Consider the following 18865-nt stretch of genomic DNA (forward strand, 5'->3'; position numbering starts at 1 on the left):
ATAGGGCGATCATTCGGCACATCTGATCACGGGTGCGCCAGAGCACGGTCGGCGAGTGCCCCGATGGCAGGCGCCAACAATCGTGAGTACTCGAGTGTCTGATGGCTCACGTCCAGGTACACCAGCGTGTTACCCACAATGGCCGGGCACCGGTCGGTTGTGCAGAACAGATCGGAGAGATCTGCGTAGCGGCCGCCGCCTGCCTCGGCTGCGGCGGCCTCGGCGGCGATGCCGTCCTGATTCACCGCGGCCGACCGCGACAGCACACACGCCGTCGCGTCATCGAGGTTGCCGGACAGACAGATCGGGACCGATTTGTGTGGACTCGGGATGGGTCCGAGCACCAGCACCCGGGCACCGTCGCCCTGTAACTGCTGCACCAGCCGTGTCAGACTGTGGAGCCACGCGGGGTCGAAAGCGGTGAAACCCGTCATTGTTTCGTCGATTCCGTAGCCCCGCCACGCACCCACCACCACCAGCGCTGGGCGCTCGACCCGCAGCCTGGCCAGGATGTCGGCACGCCATTGCTCGCAGTGCTGGAATTCTTCGATCACCCGCCGGAACGGACTGTCGATGCGGACATCCATCAGCGGACAGGCCATCTTGGCCATCAACTCCAGACGCCAGCCACGTTGCTTGGCGACCTCTTCTAGGGCCGGGGCCCACATGGCGGCGTTGGAGTCGCCCACCAATGCCACGGTGGTGGCGGACCCCGTGTCACCCAGCGCGCACTCGGGCTGTCCTCCTTCGTAGGGGGTTCTCAAACAGCCGTCGAAGGAGAACTCCCTTTGCTCGTCCGCAACCTTGGTGAGTGGCGGAGAAAGGTTGGACGGCACGGCCTGTAGTCCGACTGACGCCGCAACCATGTCCTGCACCTGGGTCGTGATGTCCCGTACCGCAGCGTCATAGGCGTCGATGTCGGAGCCGACAGGCAACTGAATAGCGGTCACCGCCAGTGTCGGCACCGGCGCGCCGCGACCGGCGGGGACGGATGCCACCATCAGCAACACGACACACACACCGACCGCCACCGCCGTCGCGGCGCCGCCGAGCACAAGACTGGCAGCACCTGAGTCGCGCACGCGCGGTGCGAAGCGCAGGGGGTTCTCGACCCATCGCAACGTGAGCACCGCGAGCACCGCGGACAGCGCCACCGCAGTCAGCCTGCCGGCCAGTCCCAACGGATGACCCACCATCGCCGGAGCGAGTACCAGCACCGGCCAGTGCCACAGGTACCAGGAGTAGGACATCCGGCCTATCGCTCGCATCGGGGCGATGGCCAGAATGCGACCGCATCCCTGCGTAGGTGATGCACAGCCGGCGCCGATGACCAATGCGGTGCCGACGGTGGGCAGCAGCGCGGCGGTCCCCGGGTACAGGGTGGTCTCACTCAGTGTGGTGCAGGCCAACACGATCAGAATCGCTCCGGTCCACCCCAGTACGGCGGCAGGCAGCGGCTTGAGCAAGCGCCAGTACCCGGTGGACAGCGCCACCAGCCCACCGAGCGCCAGCTCCCAGGCCCGGGTGGGCAGCGAGAAGAATGCCACTACCGGCACCACGTAGGTCACCACCAGCGACAGCGTGAAGGACACCACCGCGACCAGAGCCAGGACCACGAAGTAGGGACGCTGTGAAACCGTTTGGTGCCCATGTGATCTGCGTGCGCGACGAACAAGCCACGCAGTGCCTATGATCAACGGCGGCCACAGCAGGTAGAACTGTTCCTCGACACCGAGTGACCAGTAGTGCTGGAAGGGCGAGGGTGACAGCAGGTCGCTGAAGTAGTTGACGTCGGCGAGGATGAACCAGTAATTGCCGACGTACAGCGCACTTGCCATACCGTCGTAGAGCACCGTGGGCACCCGCAGCGGAGGAAGCAGCGCAACCGCCGCGATCGCGGTGATGACACCAACCGCCGCAGAGGCCGGTAGCAGTCTACGGGCGCGTGCGCCGTAGAAATTGCGCAGCCGCACGGTGCCGGTGGTGGAGGTCTCACGCCACAGCAGGCCCGTGATCAAGAACCCCGAGATGACAAAAAACACATCCACGCCGACAAACCCGCCGTCGAGTCCCGGCACCGCGGCATGGAACAGCACCACCGCCAGCACCGCGACCGCACGAAGCCCCTCGATGTCCGGCCGGAAACCCCACTGTGCCGACGGTCTGTCCTGGGGTGTCTGGGTGGGGCTGACACTGCCGGTTTGATGCACTGTCACCTGTCTTCGAGTGGGTCGGCCAAAGTTGCTGGGCTGCTTGTCCTCAACTGCTCGGTGATCCACGTCGTGGTGAAATCGACGACGCCGGGGATACTCTCGGCCAGGTTGGTGCCGAAAGCTCTCTCGAGGTTCCCACCAACCAGTGGGATCTTGACGTCGACTTTGCCGGTGAAGCTCAATCGTGAACCACCGGGGGTTGTCTCGAGTTTGGCTCTGGCCCGGCAGGATCCCAACCCACCGGATACCGTCGCACTGATCTGACCGTGTACGTGGTCGTCACTTGCCGATGTCCAGGTCTCGATGTGCACCACGACCACCTCACCGGAGACGAACTTGGCGACCAGGCCGGGCAACATGACGCGGCCGATGCGTTGGGTGAGCTGGACCGAGACCGTGCCTTCGGCGCCGACGATCAACGAATCCAGCGTGGTGGCGTCGTTGCCCGCCAGTCGGGCGGCCCAGTAATCTTGCCGGCCGAAGGCTGTGTGGATCTGCTCGACGCTCGCCGATGATTCGGTGAGGCCGTCGAAAGAACGGGACATAGCAGAACTTCCTACCAAGTGCGGGGGCGCCGCGTGCCCAAGTCGCCGGTTTCTGTTGGGTCATTCACGGCAAAGGTGCAGTGGTGGTGGTTTAAGGTCCAGTTCTGGTGTGTTCGGAATCATGTTCACAATCAGGCAAGTGAACCCGGCTCACCAGCAAGCCTGGGCGAAAGCCCGCACCGATGGAGAGGATGCGCGTGGGCATCAACAACGGCCTGGTGACGCTGGCGGATGCTTTGCCAGGTGTCAACAGGATCAGGGCGGTTCAGCGGGCCCTCGAAAGGCGTTCCGCGCCGGTCTATCTGGAGATCGGTGTCTCCAGGGGCCAGGCGTTCCAGCGGATCGGCGCAGATATCAAGATTGCTGTGGACCCCGCCTTCAGGTTGTCGCAACGTGCCCGTGAACTCGCGGATGCAAAGGCTCGCGTCACTCACTACTTCGAGACCACCAGTGACGAATTCTTCGAGGAGGCCGCCGAACTGCTGCGTGAGCACCCCGTCGACGTCGCCTTGATCGACGGCCTGCACACCTACGAACAGGTGGTGCGCGACGTCGAGAACACCGTTCGTCACCTGAGCGAGGGCGGCGTCATCTTCCTTCACGACTGCAACCCGCCGTTCGAGTTGGCAGGCCGGCGCGCAGAGTCGTGGGAGGACTTCATCGCCCAGCAGAAGGGCCCGCTGGTCATCGGGATCTGGAACGGTGACGTGTGGAAGGCGATCGTGCACCTACGAAGCACCAGACCTGACCTTGTGGTCGGTGTGCTCAAGTGCGACCAGGGTGTGGGGTTTGTCCGCAGGGGCACACCGGATTCCACGCTGACCTACTCGCGCGAACAGGTGGAGGCCATGACCTATGCCGATCTCAAGGCGGACAGGGCGCGGCTGCTGAACCTCAAACCGCCCCGGTACCTGGAGGAATTCCTGGCCGCGGACACTCCTAGGCGTTGATCTGGCGAGGGGAAGCTATCGATGAAATTCGTGGTCGCCACGTGGGGTAGCCGCGGTGATGTGGAGCCCAGCCTCGCGGCAGCGCGTGAATTGGTGCGACGGGGGCATGACGTGGTGATGGCGGTCCCGCCGGACCTCGTCGCCTTCACCGAGGCGGCAGGGCCCACGGCGGTGCCGTTCGGGCCTGACTCGCAAGCGATTCTTGATGCCCACCGCAACTTCTGGACCTGCTTCTTCCGAACCCCCTGGCGGCTGGCGACGTTGCTGCGATCACGGATCGAGATCGCCGGACCGCTGCTGCGGGGTTGGCAGGAGATGAGCGCCACCCTGATGTCGTTGGCAGACGGAGCGGACCTTCTGTTCACCGGTATCAACTTCGAAGATGCTGCCGCCAATGTTGCCGAGTACTACGGACTTCCGCTGGCCACCTTGCATTACTTCCCGTTGCGGCCCAATGGTCAGGTGCTGCCGGGGTTGCCCGCGACAGTGGGCCGTCGAGCCGTGGCCGCGTTCTGGTGGCTGTCGTGGCGCGGGACCAAGAAGGTGGAGGACGCCCAGCGCCGCGAGCTGGGACTGCCGAAGTCGGTGGGTTCGGCGCCGCGCCGAATCACTGATCGTGGTTCGCTGGAGATCCAGGCCTACGACGCTGCGTGTTTTCCTGGCTTGGTCGAGGAGTGGACGACCGCAAAACGGCCACTGCGAAGGCCGTTTGTCGGCACGCTGACACTGGAGCTGGCGACAGCGGCCGACGGTGAGATCGAATCGTGGATTGCCTCGGGAACGCCCCCGATCTTCTTCGGCTTCGGCAGCATCCCGGTGGAGTCCCCTGCTGACACGATCGCCATGATCAGCGCAGCGTGCGCTCGGTTGGGTGAACGCGCGTTGATTGGCGCAGCTGGAACCGATTTCAGTGCATCGCCGCGACCCGGGCATGTCAAGGTCGTCGGAACCATGAACTACGCGACTGTGTTTCCGTTGTGCCGTGCGGTGGTCCACCACGGAGGGTCGGGGACCACGCCGATCGGAATGCGGGCCGGTGTACCTCAATTGATCCTCTACTGGGACATGGTGCACGCGATCTACGGAGCGGCGGTGAAGCGACTGAGGGTGGGTACAGCCAGGCGCTTCTCGACGGCAGACGAACAGTCGCTGGTCGACGATCTGCGCACCATTCTGGGTGCGGACTACCAGCGCCGAGCGCGAGAACTGGCCGATCGCATCACCGAACCGGCGAAGAGCGCTGCGGCCGCGGCCGATCTCCTCGAGGACTTCGCACGACTAGGACGTACCAGCTGAGCTGGGTCGAGACCGTCCGAGTGTGCCGTCGACGCAGGTGGGCGCCGCCGCATTCAGATGTTGCTGAAGATGCACGCTAGCGGTGGAAAGAGTCAAATGTGATGCGCGTCACACCCAACTTCGGGACACGCGTCCCGTCGCCGAAGTACGGTTCTAGAACGTGTTTCAGTAGCAAGGAACAGGCCGTCTGGAGAAACTGGTGACTACCAATCCGTTCGATGATGACACCGGTCGGTTTTTCGTCCTGATCAACGACGAGGAGCAACACAGTTTGTGGCCGACATTTGCTGAAGTTCCGGCGGGGTGGCGGGTTGTGCATGGGGCAACCGATCGCGCCGACTGTCTGGAGTTCATCGAAGCGAACTGGTCCGACATCCGGCCCAAGAGTCTGCGCGACAGGCTGGCAGCCAGCGGAACCAACGACAGGTGAGACGACTGGGTCGGGGGATCCATGGAACTTGGTGAGAACGCACATCCACTGACGCGGGCGCAGTTGGACATCTGGCTCGCGCAGGAGACCGGACATTCCGGTACCGACTGGCAGATCGGGCTGTTGGTACGGATCGAGGGTTCTCTGGAACTCGAGGCCCTGGAGTGGGCGATCCAACGTGTGATGCAGGAGGCGGAGCCTGTCCGGGTTTCGATCTTCGAGGTGGACGGCAAGGTGGTTCAACAGGCCGTCGAGTACCCGAGTATCGAGATCGATGTACAAGACCTGACATCGTCGCCGGACCCCACACGCGACGCACACGAGATGGCGTTGGCGATCCAGCGCACACCGATGCCGTTGTCGGGGCCGCTGTTTCGATTCGCGCTCTACCAGACTGGGCAACTGGAGTTCCAACTGTTCGGGTGTTTCCATCACATCGTCGTGGACGCCGCCGGCATCGGTCTGATCGGCAACAGGGTTGCTGCCGTCTACTCGGCGTTGGTCACCGGGGAACCCATTCCCCCCGCATTCTTCGGGTCGCTGCAGGACCTGGTGGACGTCGAGTCCGAGTACCAGGAGTCCGACGACTATCGCGCGGACGAGGCTTACTGGACGGCGAACCTTCCCGCCGACAGCCAGATTGCCAGCGCGCCGCAACTCGTTGCGGCTGAGCGCGATCCGAACTGGCGATCGGAACCGGTCCGGCTGGATCCTGCCCTGATCCGGCGGGTCGACGACCTGGCCCACATCTGGAACGTCCCCCGGTCGTCGATCCTCACTGCGGCTTGCGCAATCATGGCGCGGGCGCAGTGTGCACAGGGCGCAGACCTGGTGGTCGATTTCCCGGTCAGCCGGCGAACTGGACCGAGATGGAAGACGCTGCCGGCTATGACCGCCGGTGTGGTGCCGTTGGTCATCAAGGCCCGGCCCTCAGCAACGGTCAAGGCGTTCTGTGAACACGTCGACGCCAGGATTCGTGAAACGCTGCAGCATCAGCGTTTTCCCGTACATGCGCTCGAACGCCGCGCCCATGCCCATGATCCTGGCTGGTCGGCGCAGCGGGTGGTGGTCGATTTCTTTCCGCTGGCGTTCTCGCTGGACTTCGCCGGAGCATCCGCCTCGGCATCCATGACTAACTCGGGCTTCGTCGGCGGTTTCGGCGTGATCTTCTACGGAGTCGGCGACGAGCTGTATCTCAGCACCCTCGGTGCAGGGCAGTTGTTCTCAGGCTCCGACGTTGCGGATCTGGCATCGCGTCTGCAGCGGATTCTGGTGGCAATGGCTGCCGATCCGGCACGTCGGGTGCCCTCGATCGACGTGATCGACGAGCAGGAGAGCGCCCAGCTGGACAGGTGGGGTAATCGTTCGGCACTGCTGGACCAGCCCCGTGATGGTGACACGATCGTGTCGAGGTTCGCGGCACAGGTGCATCGAAGTCCCGATGCGGTGGCGGTCACCTTCGGCAATAGTTCGCTGACCTATCGCGAACTCGACGTGATGTCGGATCGTCTGGCGCGCAGACTATCCGGACTGGGCGTGGGCGGTGGGGATCGCGTGGCGCTGCTGCTGCCGCGTTCCGCCGATGCGGTGATGGCGATGCTGGCCGTGGCCAAAACCGGCGGCACTTACGTTCCCATCGATCCGTCGGTACCCGCCGCACGCCGGGACTTCGTACTGGGCGATGCGGCACCGGTGGTGGTGGTGACCACCGCCGAGCTACGTCCCACGCTGACCGGAATCGTCGCCGAGGTCGTCGATGTTGATGACGTTGACGACGCCAGTGGTGTCGTGGTGTGTGGTCCGTGTCCGGAGGACACCGCCTACGTCATTTACACCTCGGGCACCACGGGCACGCCCAAGGGCGTGGCGGTTCCGCATCGCAACGTGATCCAGCTGCTGAACACCCTGGACGTCGAAATGGGTTTGGCCCACCAGGTGTGGTCACAATGTCATTCTCTGGCTTTCGACTTTTCGGTGTGGGAGATCTGGGGAGCGCTACTGTACGGTGGCCGCGTCGTCGTCGTGTCGGATACGGTTGTTCGCTCGCCGGCCCATCTTCAAGCGTTGCTCCGATCTGAACGGGTGACGGTGCTGAGCCAGACGCCGTCGGCGTTCTACGCACTGCAGACCGCCGACGATGCGCAGGACGGTCCCGTCGGCAGCCTTTCGCTGGAGGCTGTTGTCTTCGGCGGTGAAGCCCTTGAGCCGCAACGGCTCTCGCCATGGCTGACTGCGCACCCCGAGTCGCCGCGGCTGATCAACATGTACGGGATCACGGAGACGACGGTGCATGCGTCGTTCCGTGAGATCTCTGTCGCAGACACCGAGCAGGTGGTCAGTCCCGTCGGGGTTCCTCTGGCGCATCTTGGCTTCTTCGTGCTGGATGACTGGCTGCGTCCGGTACCGGTAGGGGTTGCGGGGGAGTTGTATGTTGCGGGCTCGGGGTTGGCCGACGGCTATGTGGGTCGGTCGGGTTTGACCTCGGGCCGGTTCGTGGCATGTCCGTTCGGACCGCCCGGTGCGCGGATGTATCGCACCGGCGATGTGATGTGCTGGGGTGCTGATGGGCAGTTGCGGTACCTGGGGCGCTCCGACGAGCAGGTCAAGATCCGGGGGTACCGCATCGAACTCGGCGAGATCGAGGCCGCTTTGTCCGCGTTGGACGGCGTGCGGCAGGCTGTCGTGATGGTCCGCGAGGACCGTCCCGGCGACAAGAGGCTGGTCGGATATGTCACCGGCACAACGGATCCGGCCCGACTCCGGACAGCTCTCGGTGAACGGCTTCCTGCCTACATGGTTCCCGCCGCAGTCGTGGTGGTCGAGATGATGCCGTTGACGGTGAACGGAAAGTTGGACAGGAAGGCATTACCTGCGCCGGTGTACCAGGATGCGCAGTCCTACCGGGCGCCGGGTGACGCGGTGGAGGAGATCCTGGCGGGAATCTTTGCGCAGGTATTGGGCTTGGAGCGGGTCGGGGTCGACGAGTCGTTCTTCGAGCTCGGCGGTGACAGCATTCTGTCGATGCAGGTGGTGGCCCGGGCGCGTGCCGCCGGGGTGCGGTGCCGACCGCGGGACGTGTTCGTGGAGCAGACTGTCGCCAGGTTGGCCCGGGTGGCCGTGGTCTCCGATGCCAGCACCGAGGTGCGGGATCAAGGGATCGGGCCCGTGCTCGCCACTCCGATCATCCACTGGCTCAACGGCGTGGCACGCACCGGAGCATCCATCGACCAGGTGAACCAGACTGTCGTGATCGGCGCCCCTCCGGGGGCCGGTGAATCCGACGTCGTGCAACTCTTGCAGGCGCTGCTGGATCGTCACCCGATGTTGCGCCTGCAGGTCGACAGCATCGACGGCACTTGGGTACTGCAGGTACCGCAGCCGGGCACCGTCGATGCCCGGTCGTGTCTGCGAACCGTCGAAACGCTGTCCGACGGGGCAGTGGCACAAGCTCGGTCGCGACTGAACCCGGCTGCCGGGATGATGCTGAGCGCGTTGTGGGTGCCGTCGCTAGGACAGCTGGTGGTCATCGCACATCACCTGGTGGTCGACGGCGTGTCGTGGCGAATCCTGTTGGAGGACCTCAATCTTGCCTGGGAGCAGCTACAGAGCGGGACGACGATCGCACTCCCGGAGCCAGGTACCTCATTTGCCGGGTGGGCCACCGTGCTCGCTGAACACGCCCACCACCCAGTGGTGGTGCAACAGGCCGAGCACTGGCGTCAGCTCAATTCGATGCGACCCGTGCTGCCGGATGTCCGGCCGAAGGTAGACACCTATGCCAACGCGGGAAACCTGTCGGTCGAGCTGGATGTCGACACCACCCGGCTGCTGCTCGGTGAAGTGCCCACCGCGTTCCATGCCGGCGTGAACGACATCCTGTTGATCGCCTTCGGGATGGCACTTGCCGAATTCCTGGGGACCGCAGAGGCTCCCGTCGTCATCGACGCCGAAGGTCATGGCCGCCACGAGGAACTTTGGCCCGGCGACGCCGCCACGACCGATCACACGATCGACCTGTCGCGCACCGTCGGCTGGTTCACCACCAAATACCCGGTGGCGGTACATGTCAGCGGCCTGGACTGGACACAGGTGCTGGCAGGCGACCCCGGACTGGGTGCGGTGATCAAGGACGCCAAGGAACGGTTGCGAATCCAGCCGGACGGCATCACTTACGGGCTGCTGCGCTACCTCAATGACGCCGTGGACCTGGACGGGTCGGACCCGGCTGTCGGATTCAACTACCTGGGCAGGCTGGGTGGGACCCCGACATCCGGCGATGTCTGGGAGATCCGCCAAGACTGCTGGTCTGTCACCGACAGCGCCGCGGCAATTCCGGTGCCGCTGATGCACACACTCGAACTGAACGCAGGCACGGTGGACACCGACGCCGGCCCCCGACTGCGGGCAGGTTGGACCTGGGCAACCTCAGCGCTGAACCACGTTCAGGTCAAGCGGCTCAGCCAACTGTGGTTCGATGCCCTGGCCGGAATCTGTGCGCACGTTCGCGGCGGTGGTGGGGGACTGACCCCCTCCGATATTGCGGCGGGGCTGAGCCAACAACAGATCGACGAGCTTCAGCGGCAATATGCGGATAGCTGATGTCCTGCCCCTGACTCCGCTGCAGCAGGGGCTGCTGTTCCACGCCAGCACCGCCCAGGGTGACGACGACGTGTACGCGGTCCAGTTGAATGTGGGGCTTTGCGGGCCCCTGGACCACGACCGGCTGCGAAATGCCGTGCAGGCGGCGGTGACCCGGCATCCACACCTGGCAGCGCGGTTCTCCGGAAAGTTCGCCGAGCCCGTGCAGATCATCCCCGGTGATCCCACGGTGCCGTGGCAGTATCTGGACACCGACGGTGCCGGGGCCGAGGAGCGGATCGCCGAGCTCAGCGCGGCCGAGCGGGCTGCGGTGTGCGATCTGGCCGATCAATCGCCCATTCGCGCGGCATTGATCCGCACAGGGGTTGACCAATACCGGCTGTTGATGACCAACCACCACATCGTTCTCGACGGGTGGTCCATCCCGATCCTGCTCGGTGAGATCTTCGCAGGCTATTACGGGCAGCGGCTGCCCCCGGCACCGCCGTACCGCAGGTTCGTCAGTTGGCTCGCCGGGCGCGACCTGGCCGCGGCTCGCACGGCATGGGGCGAGGTACTTGCCGGCTTCGACACGCCGACACTTCTGGGTGCGGCCCGCCAGGGCGGGCAAGGGCGGCGAGACGTCGCCCGATTCGAGGTGCAGGAACACACCACCTGCGCCGTAGGCGAACTGGCCCGCTCGTGTCACACGACCGTCAGCACCGTGCTTCAGGGCGCTTTCATCCAACTGCTGATATCGCTGACCGGAAACACCGATGTCGCGTTCGGCACCACAGTCTCAGGTCGTCCGGATGAGATCGTCGGCGCGGATTCGATGGTGGGTCTGCTGATCAACACCGTGCCGGTGCGCGCGACCGTGACCTCGTCCGCCACCACCGAGGACCTGCTCAACCAGCTTCAGGAGTCCTACAACCGCACGCTTGACCACCAGCACCTGGCGCTTAGCGAGATTCACCGAATCACCGGCCACGAACTCCTTTTCGACGCATTCTTCGTCTACGAGAACTATCCGATGGATACCGCGAACCTGTCGGGTGCCGACGGTCTGGTGGTCACCGAGTACACCCACCGTGAGTACAACCACTATCCACTGGCTGTCCAGGCGTTACCCGGAGATCACCTCACCCTGCGTGTGGAGTTCGACACCGATGTGTTCAACTCCGCCGAGATCACCGCGCTGATCGGCCGCTATACGCGGTTGCTGGAGGCGATGGTCGAGAACCCGTCGCGGGCACTGTCCACCGTCACCGTGCTGGCGGAAACCGAACGTGACGATATCGACCGCTGGGCCAACGTGGCGGCGCTGGCCGGACCACACACTCCGCCGGTATCCATCCCGGCGCGATTTGCTGCGCAGGTATCACGTCAGCCCGAGGCGTTGGCACTGACCGGTGCCGACGGTTCCTGGACCTACCACCAACTCGACGATTCCTCGAATCGTCTGGCACAGGTGCTGATCGGACACGGAATCGGCCGGGGCCAGCGGGTTGCGTTGCTGCTGCCGCGGTCGGCTGAAGCCATCATCGCCATACTCGCCGTGCTGAAGGCCGGTGCGGCCTACGTGCCGATCGACCCCGCGGTACCGGCAGCCCGCAGAGAATTCGTGCTCGGCGATGCCGCTCCGAGCGCCGCCATCACCACCTCGGCGCTCGCCGCGCGACTCGACACGGACGATCTGCTGACGATCGACATCAGCGTGCTGCAGGATGCCGAACACCACTCGGATGTCCCACTGCCAGAGCCCACGCCCGATGACGCCGCCTACCTGATCTACACCTCCGGTACCACCGGCACCCCCAAGGGGGTGGCGATCACCCACCAGAACGTCACCCGACTGCTGGAGGCCATGGACGCCAGAATGTCTCTGGCGCAGCAGGTGTGGTCGCAATGGCATTCGTTGGCCTTCGATGTCTCGGTGTGCGAGATCTGGGGTGCCCTGCTCTACGGCGGACGCCTGGTGGTGGTGCCCGAGTCCGTGGCCCGGGCGCCGGAGGATTTCCATGCGCTGTTGGTCAAAGAACAGGTCACAGTGCTGAGTCAGACGCCCTCCGCTTTCTACGCTCTGCAGACCGCGAACAACATGGACCCGGAGACGGGCCGGGGTCTTGCGTTGCACGCGGTGGTGTTCGCCGGGGAAGCGTTGGAGCCGCAACGTCTGCGGACCTTTCGGGGCAATCATCCGGCGCTGCCGCGGCTGTTCAATCTCTACGGGACCACCGAAACCACGGTGCACGCCTCGTTCCGGGAGATCGTCGACACCGACATCGCCGCCGACGGCGACGTCAGCCCGGTGGGCGTACCTCTGCCCAGCTATGCGTTCTTCGTCCTGGACCAGTGGTTGCGGCCGGTGCCCGCAGGCGTGGTCGGTGATCTGTATGTCGCGGGAACCGGGGCGGGACTCGGCTATTGGCGACGACCCGGCCTCACATCCTCACGATTTGTTGCCTCCCCGTTCGGGTCTGCACCCGGCCAACGCATGTACCGTACCGGTGACCTGGTGTGGTGGGGTGCCGACGGCGAGCTGCGGTACGTCGGGCGGGTGGACGAGCAGGTCAAGATCCGCGGATACCGCATCGAACTGGGCGAAGTCCGTGCGGCGCTGGACGCCCAGGACGGTGTCGAGCAAGCAGTCGTGATCGTCCGAGAGGACCGCCCCGGCGACAAACGCCTGGTGGGCTACGTCACCGGTTCGGCTGACCCGGCTGCACTGCGCACCGCCCTGGCCCAGAGGCTGCCCGAATACATGGTGCCCTCGGCGGTGATGGTGATCGAAAGACTGCCGCTGACAGTCAACGGCAAACTCGACCGACGTGCGCTTCCCGCACCGGAATTCGGTGACGCCGCGGGGTACCGTGCGCCGGTCACCGCGGTCGAGGAGATCTTGGCCGGGATCTATGCCCGAGTCCTTGGCGTCGACCGCGTGAGCGCCGAGGAGTCGTTCTTCGATCTCGGTGGCGATTCACTGTCGGCGATGCGACTGGTGGCTGCCGTCAACGAAGCCCTCGATGCCGGGGTCTCGGTGCGGACACTGTTCGACGCCCCCGCCGTGGCACAATTGGCCACCCGAATCGGCGGCGGCTCGCAGCGACTGGCACCCCTGGTCACCATGGAGCGGCCCGCGATCATCCCGCTGTCGTTCTCCCAGAATCGGCTCTGGTTCCTCCACCAGCTGCAGGGGCCGTCACCCATGTACAACATGCCGGTGGGCCTGCGGCTCAAGGGAACTCTCAATGCCCAGGCGCTGGGCGCCGCGATGAATGACGTGGTGGGTCGCCACGAGAGTCTGCGCACCATGTTCTCCGCACCCGATGGGGTGCCGCGCCAAATCGTGGTCGAGCGTGAGCACGCCGACATCGGCTGGGAGATCGTCGATGCCGGCGGTTGGTCGCAGGTTCAGCTGGACCGGGCCATCGAGGAGGTGGCGCGGCACCCATTCGATCTGGCAACCGAGATTCCTTTGCGCGCCAAGCTGTTCCGCATCGCTGCCGACGATCACGTGGTGGTGAGCGTGGCGCACCACATCGCCGCGGACGGGCTGTCCGCCGCCCCGATGGTCCGTGATCTCGGCATCGCCTACCTGTGCCGTTGTATGGGCATCGCGCCGGCATGGACGGAACTGCCGGTTCAGTATGTCGACTACACGCTCTGGCAGCGCGCACAGTTCGGGGACTTGGACGACTCCACAAGCCTGATCGCGCAGCAGTTAAACTACTGGGAGGGCGCGCTGGCCGGGATGCCCGACCGGCTGGACCTCCCGACGGACCGTCCCTACCCGCCGGTGGCCGATCAGCGTGGATCCAGCATTGCCGTGCACTGGCCCGTCGAACTGCAGGAACGGATCGCCGAGGTGGCCCACCGGCACCACGCCACCAGCTTCATGTTGGTGCAGGCGGCGCTGACCGTACTTCTCGGCAAGCTGAGTTCCAGTACCGATGTCGCGGTGGGCTTTCCGATCGGCGGGCGCCGTGATTCCGCGCTCGACGAGCTGATCGGGTTCTTCGTCAACACCCTGGTGCTGCGCGTCGACGTGAGTGGCGATCCGACCGTCGCGGAGTTGTTGGCGCAGGTTCGCGCCCGCAGCCTGGCCGCGTACGAGAACCAGGACGTGCCGTTCGAAGTCGTGGTTGATCGGCTCAATCCCACCCGCTCGTTGACCCACCACCCCCTGGTGCAGGTGATGCTGGGTTGGCGAAACCTTCCTGGCGAGACCAGCGACGAGATCGCCATGGCGCTCGGCGACCTCCAGATCACCCAGCTTCCGCTCGAGACCGGCACGGCACGGGTGGACCTGGCGATCACCTTCAACGAACGCCGAACCCAGGACGGTAAGGCCACCGGAATCGCCGGGATGGTGGAGTACCGCACCGACGTCTTCGATGCAGTCGGCATCGAAACGCTGATGGAGCGGCTGCGACTGGTGCTCGACGCGATGACGGCCGACCCGAGCAGGCGCCTGTCGACGGTGGATGTGCTGACCGAGGCCGAGCACATCTACCTCGACCACGTCGGCAACCGCGCGATACTGAGCGCGAACGCCACCGCGGCGGTGTCGGTTCCGGCTCTGTTCGCCGCGCAGGTGTCACGCAGCCCGTCGGCGACAGCGCTCACCGACGGTGACCTGTCGATGACCTACCGGGAACTGGATCAGGCCTCGAACCGGTTTGCGCACACGCTCGCCGACGCCGGGGTGCAGCCGGGTGACCGCGTGGCACTGTTGGTGCGGCGCTCGGCCCGAGCTGTGGTGGCGATGTTGGCCGTCTTGAAGACCGGAGCAGCCTACCTCGCCATCGATCCTGCCCTGCCGGACTCCCGTGTCGATTTCCTGCTGGCTGATGCCGCACCCAGTGCCGTTGTCAGTAGTGCGGACCTGCGGTCCCGGCTGGCCGGATGTAGCCGACCGGTGATCGACATCGACCACACCGGAGCACAATTCAGCCCTCCACTGCCCATGCCGTCCCCCGACGACATCGCGTACCTGATCTACACCTCGGGGACCACCGGCACACCCAAGGGGGTGGCCGTCAGCCACCGCAATCTGGCCCATCTGGCGGACTCGCCGCCGGCGGGACTGCCAGACGAACAGGTGTGGACACAATGCCACTCCTATGCGTTCGACTTCTCGGTCTGGGAGATCTGGGCTGCGTTGCTGGGCGGCGGACGGTTGGTGGTCGTGCCGGACCAGGTGGTGCGATCACCGCAGGAGTTCCACGCACTGCTGGTGGACCAACACGTCACCGTACTGACTCAGACGCCGTCGGCGGTGAACGCTCTGTCCGCCGTGGGTTTGGAGTCGGTGGCGGTGTTGCTCGGCGGCGAGGCATGCCCGGCCGAAGTGGTGGACCGGTGGGCACCGGGTCGCGTGGTGATCAACGCCTACGGACCCACCGAGGCCACCGTGTACGCGTCGATGAGCACGCCGCTGCAGCTCGGCTCGGCGGGCTCAGGTGTCGCTCCCATCGGGGCGCCCGTCGCGACAGCGGCGCTGTTCGTCCTCGACGAACGCTTGCGCCCCGTCCCGCGTGGTGTGGTGGGGGAGCTCTACGTGGCGGGCCGGGGAGTCGCGGTGGGCTATGTGGGCCGCGCTGGCTTGACCGGATCACGTTTCGTGGCATCGCCTTTCGGTGAGCCCGGCGCACGCATGTACCGCACCGGCGATCTGGTTCGCTGGCGGTCCGACGGCCAGCTCGACTACCTCGGCCGCGCCGACGAACAGATCAAGATCCGCGGCTACCGCGTCGAGCCCGGTGAGATTCAGGCACTCCTGGCTGCGGTGGAGGGCGTCGAGCAGGCGGTGGTGATTGCCCGCGAGGACCGGCCGGGTGACCAGCGGCTGGTCGGCTACATCACCGGAACGGCCGATCCGGCCGTGGCGCGGGCTGCGCTCGCCGGGCGACTTCCGGCGTACATGGTCCCTGCGGCGGTGATGTCCCTGCCTGCAGTGCCGTTGACCGTCGGAGGCAAGCTCGACAAGAGGGCGCTGCCGGCGCCCGACTACCGCACCGCAGAGCACTACCGCGCCCCGTCCAACGCAGGCGAGGAAATCCTGGCAGGCATCTTCGCGCAGGTGCTCGGTATCGAGCGGGTGGGCGTCGACGATTCGTTCTTCGAGCTGGGCGGGGATTCGTTGTCCGCCATGCGATTGGTCGCGGCCGTGAACACCAGCATGGACGCCGCGATCGCGGTGCGCGCCGTGTTCGAGGCGCCGAGTGTGGCCCAGCTGGCCCTGCGCATCGGCAGTGACCACAGCGCGCACGCACCGTTGGTCGCAAGCACCCGTCCCGACGTGGTCCCGCTGTCCTTCGCGCAGAGCCGGCTGTGGTTCATCGACCAGTTCCATGGTCCGTCGGCGACGTACAACATCGCGGTGGCCTTGCGTCTACACGGGAATCTGGACGCCGCTGCGTTGGGTGCCGCGCTGGGTGATGTCGTGCGCCGCCACGAGAGCCTGCGCACCCTGTTTCCCGTCGGCAACGGTGTCCCCGAGCAGGTGGTGGTGGCCCACCACCAAGTTGGCTTCGGCTGGGACGTCGTGGACGCCTGCGGCTGGCCGGAGGTCCGACTGAGCCACGCGATCGACGACGTGGCCCGCCACGAGTTCGACCTCGGCACAGAGACACCCATGCAGGCACGGCTCTTCCGGCTTGCCGATGACGAGCACGTGTTGGTGGCCGTGGTCCATCACATCGCTGCTGACGGCTGGTCGGTGACCCCGCTGGTCCACGATCTGGGTGTGGCCTATGCCCGCCGCAGCGCCGGTGAGGAGCCGGGTTGGGCCGAGTTGCCCGTACAGTACGCCGACTACGCGCTGTGGCAGCGGGAACAGCTGGGGGAACTGTCCGATCCGGGAAGTCGCATCTCCCAGCAAGTCGGCTACTGGGTGGAGGCGCTGTCGGGCATGCCCGAGCGGCTGGTGCTGCCCACCGATCGCCCCTACCCGGCAGTGTCTGACCACAGTGGCGCCCGAGTTGAGGTGGAGTGGCCGGCGGAGCTGCAACGAGCGGTCGCGGCGGCGGCTCGCACCTACAACGCCACCAGCTTTATGGTGGTGCAGGCGGCGCTGGCGGTACTGCTGTCGCACCTGAGTGCGAGCACCGATGTGGCAGTGGGGTTCCCGATCGCCGGGCGCGGTGACGCCGCTCTCGACGAACTGGTGGGATTCTTTGTCAACACCTTGGTGCTGCGGGTGGACCTGTCGGGAGATCCCAGCGTTGCCGAGCTGTTCGACCAGGTCCGCCGCGGCAGTCTGGCTGCCTACGAGCATCAGGACGTGCCGTTCGAGGTACTGGTGGAGCGCCTCAAACCGACCAGGAGCCTGACACATCACCCGCTGGTGCAGGTGCTGTTGGCCTGGCAGAACTTCGCGTGGCAGGACAGCGAGACAGCGGGGTTGACCCTGGGCGATCTGCAGGTCACCCCGATGCCGGTGGACACCCGCACCGCACGGATGGATCTGACCTTCACCATGGCCGAACGCTGGACCGACGGTGAACCCGCAGGGATCGCCGGCGCGGTCGAGTTCCGCACCGACGTCTTCGACGAGGCCACGATCATCTCCCTGGTGGAGCGGTTGCGGCGGGTGCTCACGGCGATGCTGGCTGATCCCGCCCGGCGCTTGTCGGCACTGGAACTGCTCGACGACCGTGAGCGCGCCCAGCTCGACACGTGGGGCAATCGTGCGGCGCTGGCTGCCGTGGACGTCGACGGTGAGTCGATCGCGTCGATGTTCACGGCGCAGGTGTTGTGTCGTCCCGAGGCGCCTGCGGTGACGTTCGAGGGTCGCTCGTTGACCTACCGCGAGCTGGATGCCGCAGCGGAACGGCTGGCGCACAAGCTGTCCGGCCTCGGAGTGGGTCGAGGGGACAGGGTGGCGTTGCTGCTGCCGCGCTCGGCCGACGCCGTGATCGCGACACTGGCAGTGGTGAAATCGGGTGCCACCTACGTCCCGATCGATCCGTCGGTACCCGCAGCGCGCCGGGATTTTGTGTTGTGCGACGCCGCGCCTGCCGTGGTGCTCACCACCGCGGCACTGCAAGCGCTGTTGGGTGAATCGGAGCTCACCGTGGTCGACATCGATGACCTGAGTTCGATTCCCGATGGGGCCACCGCAATGGTTCCACCGGGTTCATACGACACGGCGTATGTCATCTACACCTCGGGCACCACGGGCACCCCGAAGGGGGTGGCGATTCCACATCACAACGTGATCGGCCTGTTGCGGACGCTGAACGCGCAGATGAATCTCGCCGGGCAGACGTGGACCCAATGCCACTCGCTGGCATTCGACTACTCGGTGTGGGAGATCTGGGGCCCGCTGCTCTACGGCGGCCGGCTGGTGGTGGTGCCCGACGAGGTGGTGCGCTCCCCGGAAGACCTGCATGCGCTATTGGTCACCGAAGGGATCACCGTCCTGAGTCAGACACCATCGGCGTTCTACGCTCTACAGGCCGCCGATGCCCTTGCGCCGGAACTGAGTTCCGAGCTCGGCCTCGACGCCGTGGTGTTCGGCGGCGAAGCACTCGACCCGCGGCGCCTGTCGTCCTGGCTCACAGCGCACCCCGAATCGCCACGACTGATCAACATGTACGGGATCACGGAGACGACGGTGCACGCGTCGTTCAGGGAGATCTTCGCCAGGGACGCCGAGCAGGTGGCCAGCCCCATCGGTGTGCCCCTGGCGCATCTTGGCTTCTTCGTCCTGGACACCGCCTTGCGCCGGGTCCCGGCGGGGTTGCCGGGGAGTTGTATGTTGCGGGCTCGGGGTTGGCCGACGGGTATGTGGGCCGTCCGGCGTTGACCTCGAATCGTTTTGTGGCATGTCCGTTCGGGCCGCCA

7 protein-coding genes are annotated in these 18865 nt (G+C 65.6%); 5 read left to right on the forward strand and 2 right to left on the reverse strand.

What is annotated here, in order from left to right:
- Positions 1–26: 26 nt before the first annotated feature.
- The gene (locus tag BVC93_RS25535) at positions 27–2216 is read right to left on the reverse strand and encodes an acyltransferase family protein (protein WP_083739879.1); all 2190 of its coding nucleotides are present in this window, start codon (positions 2214–2216) and stop codon (positions 27–29) included.
- Positions 2213–2758, reverse strand: a complete 546-nt coding sequence (locus BVC93_RS25540) for a DUF2505 domain-containing protein (RefSeq protein WP_083739880.1) — start codon at positions 2756–2758, stop codon at positions 2213–2215. The genes BVC93_RS25535 and BVC93_RS25540 overlap by 4 nt, the downstream gene beginning before the upstream one ends.
- A 191-nt stretch (positions 2759–2949) precedes the next feature.
- Between BVC93_RS25540 and BVC93_RS25545 the strand changes: the two genes are divergently transcribed.
- The 5 genes from BVC93_RS25545 to BVC93_RS34185 all read left to right on the forward strand — a co-directional run bounded on the left by BVC93_RS25545 (position 2950) and on the right by BVC93_RS34185 (position 18827).
- Positions 2950–3708, forward strand: coding sequence for a class I SAM-dependent methyltransferase (locus tag BVC93_RS25545; RefSeq protein ID WP_157517080.1), 759 nt, complete (start codon positions 2950–2952; stop codon positions 3706–3708).
- A 21-nt stretch (positions 3709–3729) separates the two neighbouring features.
- Entirely contained in the window at positions 3730–5004 is a 1275-nt protein-coding gene (locus tag BVC93_RS25550; RefSeq protein WP_083739882.1) for a glycosyltransferase, read from the forward strand.
- 199 nt (positions 5005–5203) lie between these two features.
- The gene (locus BVC93_RS25555; RefSeq protein WP_083739883.1) at positions 5204–5434 is read left to right on the forward strand and encodes an MbtH family protein; all 231 of its coding nucleotides are present in this window, start codon (positions 5204–5206) and stop codon (positions 5432–5434) included.
- A 21-nt stretch (positions 5435–5455) separates the two neighbouring features.
- Positions 5456–10033: a non-ribosomal peptide synthetase gene (locus BVC93_RS34645; RefSeq protein ID WP_083741332.1), complete on the forward strand. Its 4578-nt coding sequence runs from the start codon at positions 5456–5458 to the stop codon at positions 10031–10033.
- Positions 10020–18827, forward strand: a complete 8808-nt coding sequence (locus BVC93_RS34185) for a non-ribosomal peptide synthetase (protein WP_157517081.1) — start codon at positions 10020–10022, stop codon at positions 18825–18827. Before BVC93_RS34645 ends, BVC93_RS34185 begins: the two co-directional genes overlap by 14 nt.
- Positions 18828–18865 lie beyond the last annotated feature (38 nt).

Origin of the sequence: Mycobacterium sp. MS1601 (assembly GCF_001984215.1) — a bacterium.
Taxonomy (GTDB): domain Bacteria; phylum Actinomycetota; class Actinomycetes; order Mycobacteriales; family Mycobacteriaceae; genus Mycobacterium.